The following is a 12,120-nucleotide window of genomic DNA, read 5'->3' on the forward strand; positions in this document are numbered from 1 at the left end:
GTGACCCGTCGGGTGCCGTAGCCTCCGGAACCATGGTGAAGTCGCTCTTCTGGAGCCGGACGGACATCCCGGGAGCCGACCACGCCCTCGTCGCCGACGATCAGGGGCTGGCCGCGCGGGGCACCCTGGTGGCGGTCGACCCGGTGCCCTACACCTGCCGGTACACGGTGACCACGGGGTCGGACTGGGCCACCGAACGGTTGGACGTCCAGACGGAGGGGGCGGGCTGGGCGCGCAGCGTACGGCTGGAGCAGACCAGCAGCGGCTGGCGGGTGACCACGAACGAGGAGGGTGACCTGGACGGGGTGTTGGCCGCCGCCGGACATCCGACCGCCGGCCTGCCCGGCACCGACGACCCGGACCGGCTGGCCGACGCTGTCGACGTCGACCTCACCGGGTCGGTGCTGTTCAACACCCTGCCGGTACGACGTCTGGGGCTCGCCGACGCCCCCGACGGCACCGAACACCGGATCACGGTGGCGTGGGTCCTGCTGCCCGGCCTGGTGGTGGTGCCCAGCGACCAGGTCTACACCGCCTCCGGTGCGGGGCGGGTCGGTTTCGCCAGCGGCACCTTCACCGCCGACCTGACCCTCGACCCCGACGGCTACGTCCGCCACTATCCGGGGCTGGCGGAACGGGTTGCCCCCCGCTGAGGCGGTGCTACCCCTGCGGCCAGGCCCCGGTGGTGAGGAACCTGTCGATGGTGGCCAGGTGGGGGGCGAGGTCGTAGCCCTGTTCGGCCACCCAGTCGTCGGCGTAGTAGGTGTCGGCGTACCGGTCCCCGGCGTCGCAGATCAGTGTCACCACCGAGCCGGTACGGCCGTCGGCGAGCATCTCGGCGATCAGCCCGAACGCACCCCACAGGTTGGTGCCGGTGGAGCCGCCGACCCGCCGACCGAGGACCACCGATCCGGCCCGCATCGCCGCCAGGGAGGCCGGGTCGGGCACCTGGACCATCCGGTCCACCACAGAGGGGAGGAAGGACGGTTCCACGCAGGGTCGGCCGATCCCCTCGATCCGCGAGCCCCTGTCGATCCGCAGCGACCAGTCACCGCTCTGCCAGGCCGGGTAGAAGGCCGAGTTCTCCGGGTCGACCACGCAGAGGCGGGTGGGCAGCCGGCGCAACCGGGCGTACCGGCCGATGGTGGCGCTGGTCCCACCGGTGCCGGCGCCCATCACGACCCACTCCGGTACGGGGTGCCGTTCCAACGCCAGCTGGGCGTAGATCGACTCGGCGATGTTGTTGTTGCCCCGCCAGTCGGTGGCCCGCTCGGCGTAGGTGAACTGGTCCATGAAGTGGCCGCCGGAGTCCTCGGCCAGCCACCGGGCCTCCACCACCACCTTCCCCGGGTCCTGCACCAGGTGACACCGGCCGCCCTGGAACTCGATCTGGCTGATCTTCTCGGGCGAGGTGGAGGCCGGCATCACGGCGATGAACGGCAGGTCCAGCATCCGGGCGAAGTACGCCTCGGAGACCGCCGTCGAGCCTGAGGACGCCTCGATGACAGTGGTCTCGGGTCCGATCCAGCCGTTGCAGAGCCCGTACAGGAACAGGGAGCGGGCCAGCCGGTGCTTCAGTGAGCCGGTGGGGTGCACCGACTCGTCCTTGAGGTAGAGGTCGATCCCCCACGCGCGGGGCAGCGGGAAGGGCAGCAGGTGGGTGTCGGCCGAGCGGTTGGCGTCGGCCTCGACCGTGGCGATCGCCTCGGTGACCCACGCCCGTCGGGCCGCCTCGCCCCGGTCCAGTTGTGTCACAGCGGAACGGTAACAGCGAAACATCCTCAGGTACGCCTGGGACGGGGCTTGGCGGGTGGGACGGGGGCGGGCGGCTCACCCGGCCGACGGCGGGGGGACCGGCTGGGGGCGGTTCTCCCATTTGGTGGAGAGCGCGATGGTGGTACGGGTGGAAGCCACCCCCGAGGTCCGGTTCAGCCGTACGATCAACTGTTCCAACTCGGCGATGGTCCCGACCCGGGCCTTGAGCAGGAAGGACTCCACCCCGGCCATGAAGTAGCAGGACTCGATCTCGGCGATCCCGCGAAACGCCTCCAGCATGTCGTCGGTGTCGCCCCCGGAGTCCTCGACGATCCCGATCAGGGCGGTCACGCCCAGCCCGATCGCCTCCGGCGCCACCTCGGCCCGATAGGCCCGGACCACCCCACCGGACTCCAGCTTGCCGACCCGCTCGTGCACTGCGGGGGCGGAGAGTCCGACCTGACGGGCCAGCTCGGCGTAGGACAGGCGGGCGTTTCCGCGCAGCAGCTCCAACAGGCTCAGGTCGATGGCGTCCACGGCCTACAGACACTACCAACAGCCCACTCCGTGCATTTTTCACGTTTGCCGGACAGCCCTGGTCGCCGGTGCTGTAATTGCCATACGTCCCTCATGACGGCTCTGGGCTCGCACCAGCCGGGGGCAGTGTGGTTCAGCCGAGGGCTTCGTCGACGCGAGGAGGGGGCTGTGGACACTGGAGATCGCCTGCTGACACCAGGTGAGGTGGCCGCGCTGTTTCGGGTGGACCCGAAAACTGTGACGAGATGGGCGGCTGCCGGCCGGATCGGCAGTATCCGGACTCCAGGTGGGCATCGTCGGTTTCGGGAATCCGAGGTACGAGCCCTGCTGGAAGGCGAGGGCATGCTGGAGGAGGGGGAGGACGTCGACAGGCCGCGCAACGCGGGTCCGGCGGCCACCACCGGTCCCGGCCCGGCGAACGCCGGCATGTACTGACGCCACCGTGGTCGTACGGGTCGGGCCTCGTGCCCGGCCCGCGACCGTACCCCGACCGGCTCCGCCGGACTCAGGTACGGTCCGCGTTCAACTCGCCCGACCAGCGCCGCAAGAGCGTGTGCGGTACGCCCAGGGCGTCCAGCACCTTCCCGGCCACGAAGTCGACGAGCTGGGCGGCGGACGCCGACGCTCCGGCACCGTAGAACCCGGGGCTGGCCGGTAACACCACGGCACCGGCGTCGTGCAACGCGATGAGGTGCTCCAGGTGACTCCGGGTGACCGGGGTCTCCCGGGGTACCACCACCACCGGGCGGCGTTCCTTGAGGTTCACCTCGGCGGCCCGCTGCAACAGGTCCTTGGACAGGCCGACGGCGATGCCCGCACAGGCGGCGGTGCTGGCGGGGACCACGGCCATGCCTCGTACCCGGTAGGAGCCGCTGCTCGGTCCGGCCGCGAGGTCACCGGCGGGCCAGTACCGCACATCGGCGTCGTTCACCGGCCGACCGAGCCAGGCCGCCAGGTCGTCGGCCCAGTGTGCGTCCCGGAACGACAGGCCGGTCTCGTCGAGGATCGTCAGCCGGGCCGCCCGCGAGACGACCAGGTCCACCGCCTCCCCGGCGTCCAGGAGCCCACCGACCACAGCTGCGGCGTAGGGGGTTCCGGACGCGCCCGACACCCCGACCACCCATGGTTCACGCATACCCCCCAGCGTGCCTGGTCGCGCCGACCTCCCCCGCACCGACCCTCGACCGCCCCTCGACCGGCGCTCGACCGGGCGCTCCACCGGCCGCTCGACCGGCCCTCCATCGGCTTTCCTGCCGAAGCCGCTGGTCACCCTGGGTGAAGTACGCCCGGGTGTCCGGGTGTCCCGGACGCCTGGCATGCTGCGGGCACCATCGTGCCCGGCCGGGGAGGGACGTCAGTGGTCGAGGAGACCCTGCGGGAGCTCGCGTCGGCCTGTCCGGTGCCGTCCCGGTGCTCCCCACACGTCGACGAGGTGCAGGAGTGGCTGGGCGACGAGTTGGCCGACCTCGGGATCATCCCCGACGAGGCGACCGGCGACCACCTGCGCCGGGCCCGGTTCGCCGCGTACGTCGGACGGCTCTATCCCGACGCGGACCCCGCCGACCTGCGGGTGATCAGCACGCTCTACACCTGGTTCTTCCTGGTGGACGACGCCTGCGACGGGCCGACGGCGATGCCGCCGGAGCAGATCCGTGCCCTGCGCGGGGCAGTGCTGAACCTCCTGCGCCACGGCACCCGGCTCGGCCCCAGCGGGTTCACCGGCCCGCTCCGCCGGTTGCTGGCCCGCGCCTGGCAGGAGCCCCGCCGCCGGATGCCGCACCCCTGGCGGACCCGGTTCGCCGACGCGGTCGCCGACCACCTCGACGGCGTCTGGCGGGAACGGACCAACAGGATGCAGGGCCGCAGGCCAGGTGTCGAGGAGTACGTCCGGTTACGGCGTGCCACCTCGGCGGCGTACGTGTCGTACCCGATGATCGAGTTCGTCCGCGGTCGTCCGCTGCCCGAGGCGGTCTGGCGCAACCCTGCGGTACGCCGGATCGGCGAACTCGGCAACGACCTGCTCTCCTGGTACAACGACCTGGCCTCGCTGGATCGGGATCGGGACACCGGTGGCGGACACAACCTGGTGTTGGCCGTCGCCGCCGAACGGGGCGTACCCGTCGACACCGCAGTGGCCCTCGTCGCCCAGCGCTGGCGGGCGGCGATGGACAGCTTCGTGACGATGCGCGCCCGGCTCCCGTCGTTCGGTCCGGCGCTCGACGAGTCGGTCACCACCCACCTCGACGGGGTCGGACAGGCGGTCCGGGGCACCATCGACTGGACCCTGGAAAGCGCCCGCTACCAGCGGTGAGCAAGGCGTCAGGGGGTCAGGAAGGGCGTCAGGCGGTGACCGAGGGCGTCAGGGGGTGAGATAGGGCGTCAGGGGCGCAGGCCGAGGCGGAGGACCAGGTCGAGCAGGGCGAAGGCGAACAGGGCGATCCCGACGAAGCCGTTGGCGGTGAAGAAGGCCCTGTTGACCCGACTCAGGTCGGTCGGGGTGACGACGACGTGCTGGTAGCCGAAGGCGAGCGCGGTGAGGACCAGCCCGACCCACCAGGGCCACCCGAACCCGACGAGGGCACCGAACCAGACGAAGAGGCCGAACGTCACCACGTGCGACACGGTGGAGGCGTGCAGGGCGAACCGCAGCCCGTACCGGGCGGGGACGCTGCGGACCCCGATCTCCCGGTCCACCTCGGCGTCCTGGCAGGCGTAGATGAGGTCGAACCCGCCGATCCAGAGTCCGACCGCCGCGCCGAGCAGCCAGGCGGGCCAGGACCCGTCGAAGGTGCCGGTGACCGCCAGCCAGGCACCGACCGGGCCGACTGCCTGGGCGATCGCCAGAACCGCGTGCGGCCAGTCGGTGAACCGCTTGGCGTACGGGTAGACCACCAGGGGGACGACGGCCAGCGGGGCGAGGACCAGGCAGAGCGGGTTGAGCAGGGCGGCGGCGGCGAGGAAGACCACCAGGGCGACGGCCGCGCCGGTCCAGGCCGTCCGGACGCTCACCGCCCCGGTGACCAGTTCCCGGTTCGCGGTACGCGGGTTCCGGGCGTCGATCCGCCTGTCGAGGATCCGGTTGGCGGCCATCGCGAAGGTCCGCGCCCCGACCATCGCCACGGTGATCAGCAGCAGGTCGAGCCAGCGGACCCGTCCCCCGTTCACCTGCATGGCGGTCAACGCGGACAGGTAGGCGAACGGCAGGGCGAAGACCGAGTGCTCGATCGCCACCAGGTTGAGGAAGGCCCTTACCCGCCCGGGGGTCTCGGCGGTGGCGGACATCAGATGCCGTATTCCTTCCAGCGCTTGTCGACGAGCGAGACCACCTCGGGAGCCATGGTCATCTCTTCCGGCCAACCCCTGTGGTAGCCCTCCTCGGGGAGCTTGCGGGTCGCGTCGACGCCCGCCTTCCCACCCCAGAACTGCTGGTACGAGGCATGGTCCAGGTGGTCGACGGGCCCCTCGGTGAGCAGCAGGTCCCGGGCGTAGTCGACGTTGCCGAAGGCCCGGAAGGCGACCTCGTTGTAGTCGTGGACGTCGCAGTCCTCGTCGACGATCACGATCAGCTTGGTCAGGGACATCATGTGCGCCCCCCAGATCGCGTTCATCACCTTCTGGGCGTGCTTCGGGTACCGCTTGCGGATCGAGATGATCGCGCAGTTGTGGAAGACCCCGGCGGCCGGAAGGTCGTAGTCGACGATGTCCGGGATGAGGAACCGCAGGAGCGGGGCGAAGATCCGCTCGGTGGCCTTGCCGAGTCCGTGGTCCTCCTGCGGCGGCTGGGAGGTGACGATCGTGTGGTAGACCGGGTCCCGCTGCATGGTCACGCACTCCACGTGCATCACCGGGAAGGGCTCGACCGGGGTGTAGAAGCCGGTGTGGTCGCCGAAGGGTCCCTCCGGGAGCCGCTCCCCCGGCTCCAGGTAACCCTCCAGGACGATCTGGGCGTGCGCCGGGACCTGCAACGGGACGGTCAGGCAGTCGACCATCTCGACCCGCTCGCCGCGCAGATATCCGGCGAACAGGTATTCGTCGATGTCGGCGGGCAGCGGCGCGCTCGCCGAGTACGCCACCACCGGGTCGCACCCGATCGCGATCGCCACCGGCAGGCGCTGGCCCAACCGCTCGGCGACGGCGTGGTGGGCGGTGGAGTTCTTGTGGATCTGCCAGTGCATCCCGATCGTGTTCCGGGAGTGCTGCTGCAACCGGTAGAGCCCCAGGTTCCGCTTGCCGGACTCGGGGTGCTTGGTGTGGGTCAGCCCGAAGTTGTGGAAGACCCCGCCGTCGCCCGGCCACACCTTCAGCCCCGGCAGCCGGTCCAGGTCGACGTCGTCACCCCGGTAGACCACCTGCTGGCAGGGGCCGGACTTGACCTTCTTCGGCGGCATCGAGGTGAGCTGCCGCACCTTGCCCAGGCCGTCCATCATCCCGGAGAGCCCCACAGGCAGTTCCGGCTTGAGCATCTCCCCGATCCGGGCGCCGATCTCGTCGAGGTTCTCGACGCCGAGCGCCATCGCCATCCGCTTCTCGGTGCCGAAGAGGTTCACCGCCACCGGCATCTCGCCCCGGGTGGGGTGCTCGAAGAGCAACGCCGGCCCGTCCGCCCGTACCGTCCGGGTGACGATCTCGCTGATCTCCAGGGTCGGGTCGACGGGGGCCTTGACCCGGCGTAGCTCCCCCGCCTTCTCCAACGCCGCGAGGAAGTCCTTCAGATCCTGGTACGGGAACCCACGAGCCGCCATACCCCCAAGTCTCCCGTACCGGCCGACCACCCCCGACGACCGGGTGCCCAGGTGGAGGTCAGGCCTGCTGCGACACCAGCCGAAGGCCTGCCCACTTGACGAAGATCCTCCGCCGAGCGACAGCTTCGCCCTTCCGGTTCAACTCGTAACCCTCCAGCCAGACCCAGCCGGCGTAGGTGAGCCACTCGGCCTTGACCCGGATCAGCCGGAACAGAATGGGCCGCCGGACGAACTGGACACTCGCGGTCCGGGTGACGTGCAGGACGTCCCCCGCCCTGACCTCTCCGGCGACGACCGGCCGCACCGCCAGCGCGGTCACCAGGTGCCCCGGCGGTTGCCCGCGCCGCCCCGGTTCGACCCGAACCGCAGCCAGGCCCGGATACGCCGACGCGCCAGCTCCACGCGCGGACAACACCCATCGGGGCGGCACGTCCAGCAGGTCCGCTGCCGGTGGTAGGCCAGGACGAACCAGGACAACCTGATCAGTACGGGTTCCTTGCCGGCCATGGCGTGCCTGCCTCCGGAGCTGGGCTGGATCATCGCGGCACCCCGGCCCGCCGGGACTCAGCCTCCACCGAACCGGGGGTACCGCGTCACCAATCCCACACCCTCAGCCACCCCCGTGTCAATGTTGACACGTTCAGCTCATCGCGCCTTGATCGACACGATTCTGAGTACGCGACCTCCTTAGCGTGCTCTAGTTAACGTGTCAACCGAGACGCGAACGCGCTGTTCTACCTTGCTGGCTATGACCGATGAGGTTCCAGGTCCACTCGTCGCCGCTGGCGAGATCTTGAAGATGCTGGGCGTCGGCCGGTCACGATTCCGGGCCATCGCGATGCATCCGAATTTTCCGCGACCGTTCCAAACGCTGTCGGTCGGTTCGGTGTGGCTGCGGTCGGACGTGGAGGCGTACATCGCCACGTACCGCCAGCCCCGGCCACCGGCAGACGAGGACGAACCGGGCTGACGGGGCAGCCCGGCCAGATCTTCCGGCTGCTGGCCGACCTGCCCGAGATCAACTATCAGGTCACCCGCCAGGTCGAGCAACCGCTCATCAAGCGATAGTGGATCTGCCCGCCCGACGTCGGCCGATCACCACATCCGAAAGCGCTCGTCGGTCCGCCCGCCTCGTCACCTGCCGGATCGTCCCGCCGGGGGGGGGAAGAAAAAAGGGGTCGCGGCGCTGACGGCCGTGTGTCGTGGCGTTTCACATCTCTCGGTTTCAGTCGCCCTCGTACAGACGTCGCGGGTCGACGAGGACCAGGTCGTCGCGGCGGGCGGCGGTCGCGCGCAGGTCGTCGGTGAAGCCTTCGGCGCTGGCCAGCAACAGCCGGGTACCGGCGGCGTCGATGCCGGGTCGACCCCGCAGTACATTCCGTACCCGCTCCAGCCGTTCCAGCTCCGCCCTGCCGATCAGCCGGCCCCACTTCGCCTCGCCGATGGCGAGCAGTGGGCGCGGGCCGTCGCCGAGGGGTGGCTCACCGAAGGCGACCAGGTCGAGCTCATGGCTGGTCCGGGTGGCCGGATCGGTCAGGGTGGCAGCGGTCGCCTCCGCGACGACGCCACCGACGCTCTCCGGATCCGCGAAGAGCAGCGTCCACTGCCGGACCATCTCCTCGAAGCTGGGTCCCAGCACGGCGCTGAGGTATCGGCGCTGCGACCGCCGCCACACGTCGGCTCCACGGCGCTGTTCCAGAGCGGTCCAGGCGGGTCGCATCACCGCCTGATAGAAGGTGACGAGCGGCTCTGCGATGCGATACCGGCTCCGCCCACTGCGCAGGGGGTCGGGCTCGCGGACGAGCAGACCCGCGTCCTCCAGTACGGTGAGCGGGTGTTGCAGGTCGGTCGACTTGCGCCCGATGAAACCCGCGATGCCGCCCCGGGTCGCGTTCCCCTCCGCCACCGCAGCCAGAACGGAGTGGTAGAGGCTGGTGTCGCGCAGATCGGGATCCTCGGCCAGCAGGTACCGCGCTTCTCGAAACAGCGGGCGGGCGGGGTTGAGCACCGCCCGAACCACCCAGTCGTCGAAGTCAGCCGGGCCGGTCGGGGCGTCGTCCTGAACGTACTCCCGCCGGTAGGCCGGGGTACCGCCCACGATCGCGAAGACCTGCACGGCCAGGGTGGGATCGCTGAGGCCCCAGAACTGCGCCGCCGCGCGATAGTTGAGTGGTTGGACCGGCAGTTCGAGGCCGGCTCGCCCACGTAGCGGTGCCGAGCCGGCCAGCAACCCACCCATGAAGGACATCGCCGAACCGCAGAGCAGCAAGCGGGTCCTGGACTGCGTACGCTCGGGGCGGCCAGGGGTCAACGCGTGCTGGATCACCGACGGCAGGTCCCGAACGGCCCCGACCAGGTACGGAAACTCGTCGATCGCCACGGTGACCGGGCGGTCACGGCCGAGGGCGAGCAGGGCGTCCACCGCCGCCGCCCAGTCCGGCAGGTGCACCGGCCCCGGCGCCTCGGTGTGCCGACCGATCGCTTCGCCAAGCCGCCGCAGCGACTCGGTACCGGTGGCCTCGGTGGCACCGAAGTAGAACCCTTCCGTGACCCGGGCAAGCTCGTACAGTAGGAGGGTCTTGCCCTGACGGCGACGGCCGCTCACCACGCCGAGGGTGGCACCGGCCCGTTCGTCGGCCACGAACCGACTCAGCTCGGACCACTCCACGTCGCGGTCGAAGATTCCTGTCGGCTTGGACCAGCTCACGACGGCACACCTTTCGTATAACCACACTTCTTATAAGTGTAGTTATACGAACTGCATCGAGGGTGGCCGTCGGGTCAGAGGCCGCCGTAGGAGTGCAGGCCCTCGAAGAAGATGTTCACGCCGAACAGGTTCATCAGCATGGTGAGGAAGCCGAGGACGGCCAACCAGGCGGCCACGTTCCGCTTGACGCTCGGGGTGGCCCGGGCATGCAGGTAACCGGCGTACACCACCCAGGAGATGAAGGACCAGACCTCCTTGGGGTCCCAGCCCCACGGCCGACCCCAGGCCGCCTCGGCCCAGATCGCCCCGGCGATCACCCCGAAGGTGAAGACCGGGAAGGCGAAGGCGTGCAGGCCGAAGGTGAGCCGCTCCAGGCTGGCCGCCGCCGGGAGCCGCTTCGCCATGGTGTACGGGAAGCTGCGTTTGCCCTGCTCGAACCCGTTGCGCATCAGGAACGCGATTGCCGGTACCGCGCCGAGGAGGAAGATCCCGGAGGCGAAGACGACTGTGGAGACGTGCACGATGAACCAGTACGAGTTGAGCGCCGGCACCAGGGGCACGATCGGTACGTAGAGCACCAGCTCGGCGGTGGCCAGCAGCAACACCTGGACCAGGGTGAGGAACAGGCCGAGCCGACGTAGCGACGGGACCTTCCACAGCACCACGAGCCAGGCGGCGACCCCGATGAACGAGACGGTCAGGACAAACTCGTACAGGTTGCCCCAGGGCATCCGGCTCGCGGCGATTCCCCGGGTGACCAGCGCGGCCAGGTGGAGCAGTGCTCCGAGCCCGGTGACGACGACGGCGATCCGACCGGCCAGCCGGGCCCGGTTCCCCGGCGCCTTCGCACCGGACCCCCCCGCACCACCGAAAGCCGCACCACCGGACGCCCCCGCACCGGAAGCCCCCGCATCACCGGAGGCCGCCTCAGCATCAGCCGCCCCGACACCGGAAGCAGCCCCGGCACCGACTCCGACCAGTTCCCGGGCGGGCGTGGCTGCCCGGGACATCGTCCGGGTGTTGCCGAGGGCGTACTCGACGGCGTGGGCGATCATCGCGACCAGGTACACCAGGATCGCGATCGACACCACCTGATCGGAGAGCGCGGACATCACTCGGTCCCTTCTCGCGTCCGGGGCGGGTCCTGATCGACCCGACCCGCACCGGGGTCCTTCCCGCCGCCCCCGATCACCTTGACGAGCTGCGCGAACTCGTCGGCGAACCCGGGCTGATCGGTACGCGGAAGACCACCGGCCTCGACCAAGCTACTACTGCCTGTCGGAGATCCACTCGTGGGGGCCGCACCGACCCGGAAGAACACCCGGCGGCGACGACCGAAGAGCGAACCGAGCAGGCCGACAAGGAGCACCGCGCTGCTCACCAGCATCATCGTCGCCCCGGGGTCGTGCCGGACGGAGAGGGTGATGTAGCGCCGGGTGCCGAGGAACTCCACAGTCGTACCGTCGTCGAGGGTCCACGACTCACCGGGACGCATCAGCTTGGCCTCGCCGAGCTGCTCCAGCCTCCCGTTGGTGACCTGACGCTGGTCGAGCTGGTAGATCGAGCCGGGGATACCAGCGTCCAGACCCAGGTTCCCCCGGTACGGAATCAGCAGGACCGCCGGGTTGCGCTCCATCGGGTACTCGGAGCGGACGTACGGCGGCTCCTGCGGAGCGGTGGGCAGGTAGATCCCCTCGAAGGCGACCTGGAGGTCCGGGTTGCGCTCCCCGGTCACCGGGTCGACGTTGACGTCCGGGAAGGCCGCCAGCCCCTCGCTGGTCAGCCCCATGTCCCCGGTGGTCAGGAACGGCACGATGCTGGTCTGGGCCCGCCCGTTGCGGTCGGTGTACCTGATGATCGGCGCGTACCCGTGGCCGAGCAGGTAGACGCTGGCCCCGTCGAGGCGCAGCGGGGAGTTCACCGAGAAGTCCGCGGTCCGCACCTCCCGACCGGGCTCCTCGGCGCTCACCCGCGCGTTGAAGAACTCCGGCTGGCCGGACTCCGTGAACCGGGCCTCGAACTCGTCGAGGGTCAGGCAGAACCCGGGCAGGTCGGCGTCGGTCACCCGGGGTCCCAGGTCGGTCTCGGCGTACTGCTGGCGGGTGTTGCAGAACGCCTTGTCCTCACCGGCCACCAGCAGACGGTTGCCGCTCCAGCCGTACCACGAGCTGAGGGCGAAAGTGATCAGCACGGCGATCAGGGAGAAGTGGAACAGCAGGTTGCCGCTCTCCTTCACGTACCCCTTCTCGGCGGAGACCTCGTCACCACGGACCGCGACCCGCCAGCGCTGCTTGCGCAGGGTCGCGGCGATGGCCTCGACGCCCCCGCCCGCGGGGACGAGGACAACGGAACAACTCACCAAGGTAATCCAGACACCAC

12 protein-coding genes and 2 pseudogenes are annotated in these 12,120 nt (G+C 70.1%); 3 read left to right on the forward strand and 11 right to left on the reverse strand.

All coding sequences use genetic code 11. The annotated features are described in order from the left end of the window. The first annotated feature begins 32 nt into the window (after nt 1-32). A complete protein-coding gene (locus tag ABT336_RS00905) occupies nt 33-653 on the forward strand; it encodes a putative glycolipid-binding domain-containing protein (RefSeq protein WP_350894378.1) in 621 nt (206 codons plus the stop codon). A 7-nt stretch (nt 654-660) separates the two neighbouring features. Here ABT336_RS00905 and cds1 read toward each other — a convergent pair whose 3' ends face one another. Together cds1 and ABT336_RS00915 are read right to left on the reverse strand one after the other, a co-directional pair. Further along, on the reverse strand, nt 661-1,755 hold the full coding sequence (cds1, locus tag ABT336_RS00910; protein WP_350894379.1) for an L-cysteine desulfhydrase Cds1: 1,095 nt from the start codon (nt 1,753-1,755) through the stop codon (nt 661-663). A gap of 75 nt (nt 1,756-1,830) precedes the next feature. Beyond that, the gene (locus ABT336_RS00915; RefSeq protein ID WP_350894380.1) at nt 1,831-2,292 is read right to left on the reverse strand and encodes an Lrp/AsnC family transcriptional regulator; all 462 of its coding nucleotides are present in this window, start codon (nt 2,290-2,292) and stop codon (nt 1,831-1,833) included. Between the two features lie 168 nt (nt 2,293-2,460). Between ABT336_RS00915 and ABT336_RS00920 the strand changes: the two genes are divergently transcribed. Further along, the gene (locus ABT336_RS00920) at nt 2,461-2,727 is read left to right on the forward strand and encodes a BldC family transcriptional regulator (RefSeq protein ID WP_350894381.1); all 267 of its coding nucleotides are present in this window, start codon (nt 2,461-2,463) and stop codon (nt 2,725-2,727) included. 70 nt (nt 2,728-2,797) lie between these two features. On the opposite strand, the gene ABT336_RS00925 is transcribed toward ABT336_RS00920, so the two are convergent. After that, entirely contained in the window at nt 2,798-3,427 is a 630-nt protein-coding gene (locus ABT336_RS00925) for a UbiX family flavin prenyltransferase (protein ID WP_350894382.1), read from the reverse strand. 222 nt (nt 3,428-3,649) lie between these two features. Between ABT336_RS00925 and ABT336_RS00930 the strand changes: the two genes are divergently transcribed. Continuing rightward, nucleotides 3,650-4,603, forward strand: coding sequence for a terpene synthase family protein (locus ABT336_RS00930; protein ID WP_350894383.1), 954 nt, complete (start codon nt 3,650-3,652; stop codon nt 4,601-4,603). A gap of 68 nt (nt 4,604-4,671) precedes the next feature. On the opposite strand, the gene mqnP is transcribed toward ABT336_RS00930, so the two are convergent. The 8 genes and pseudogenes from mqnP to ABT336_RS00965 form a co-directional block, all read right to left on the reverse strand. Then, entirely contained in the window at nt 4,672-5,574 is a 903-nt protein-coding gene (gene mqnP / locus ABT336_RS00935) for a menaquinone biosynthesis prenyltransferase MqnP (RefSeq protein ID WP_350894384.1), read from the reverse strand. Then, nucleotides 5,574-7,034 (reverse strand): menaquinone biosynthesis decarboxylase, encoded by a 1,461-nt coding sequence (locus ABT336_RS00940; RefSeq protein ID WP_350894385.1) that lies wholly within the window; start codon nt 7,032-7,034, stop codon nt 5,574-5,576. The genes mqnP and ABT336_RS00940 overlap by 1 nt, the downstream gene beginning before the upstream one ends. A 58-nt stretch (nt 7,035-7,092) precedes the next feature. Continuing rightward, nucleotides 7,093-7,338 (reverse strand): hypothetical protein, encoded by a 246-nt coding sequence (locus ABT336_RS00945; protein WP_350894401.1) that lies wholly within the window; start codon nt 7,336-7,338, stop codon nt 7,093-7,095. Nucleotides 7,339-7,349: 11 nt separating this feature from the next. Continuing rightward, nucleotides 7,350-7,574 carry a hypothetical protein gene (locus ABT336_RS00950; protein WP_350894386.1) on the reverse strand — a complete coding sequence of 75 codons (225 nt, stop codon included), beginning with the start codon at nt 7,572-7,574 and terminating at the stop codon, nt 7,350-7,352. Nucleotides 7,575-8,259: 685 nt separating this feature from the next. Beyond that, the gene (locus ABT336_RS00955) at nt 8,260-9,741 is read right to left on the reverse strand and encodes an AAA family ATPase (RefSeq protein ID WP_350894387.1); all 1,482 of its coding nucleotides are present in this window, start codon (nt 9,739-9,741) and stop codon (nt 8,260-8,262) included. Between the two features lie 74 nt (nt 9,742-9,815). Beyond that, nucleotides 9,816-10,574: pseudogene (gene ccsB, locus ABT336_RS00960) on the reverse strand (c-type cytochrome biogenesis protein CcsB); the annotation flags it as partial. A 71-nt stretch (nt 10,575-10,645) separates the two neighbouring features. Next, nucleotides 10,646-10,853: pseudogene (locus ABT336_RS27465) on the reverse strand (c-type cytochrome biogenesis protein CcsB); the annotation flags it as partial. Beyond that, on the reverse strand, nt 10,853-12,120 hold a 1,268-nt coding region (locus tag ABT336_RS00965), incomplete at its 5' end, for a cytochrome c biogenesis protein ResB (protein ID WP_350894389.1). The gene ABT336_RS00965 and the pseudogene ABT336_RS27465, both read right to left, overlap by 1 nt.

Origin of the sequence: Micromonospora sp. NPDC000207 (assembly GCF_040300925.1) — a bacterium.
In the GTDB taxonomy this organism is placed as follows: Bacteria; Actinomycetota; Actinomycetes; order Mycobacteriales; family Micromonosporaceae; genus Micromonospora.

Excerpts from the sequence above, each read along its gene's own strand:
- ABT336_RS00905 (WP_350894378.1), top strand. The coding sequence starts at position 33 with ATGGTGAAGTCGCTCTTCTGGAGCCGGACGGACATCCCGGGAGCCGAC.
- ABT336_RS00925 (WP_350894382.1), bottom strand. The coding sequence starts at position 3,427 with ATGCGTGAACCATGGGTGGTCGGGGTGTCGGGCGCGTCCGGAACCCCC.
- mqnP (WP_350894384.1), bottom strand. The coding sequence starts at position 5,574 with ATGTCCGCCACCGCCGAGACCCCCGGGCGGGTAAGGGCCTTCCTCAAC.
- ABT336_RS00940 (WP_350894385.1), bottom strand. The coding sequence starts at position 7,034 with ATGGCGGCTCGTGGGTTCCCGTACCAGGATCTGAAGGACTTCCTCGCG.
- ABT336_RS00950 (WP_350894386.1), bottom strand. The coding sequence starts at position 7,574 with ATGATCCAGCCCAGCTCCGGAGGCAGGCACGCCATGGCCGGCAAGGAA.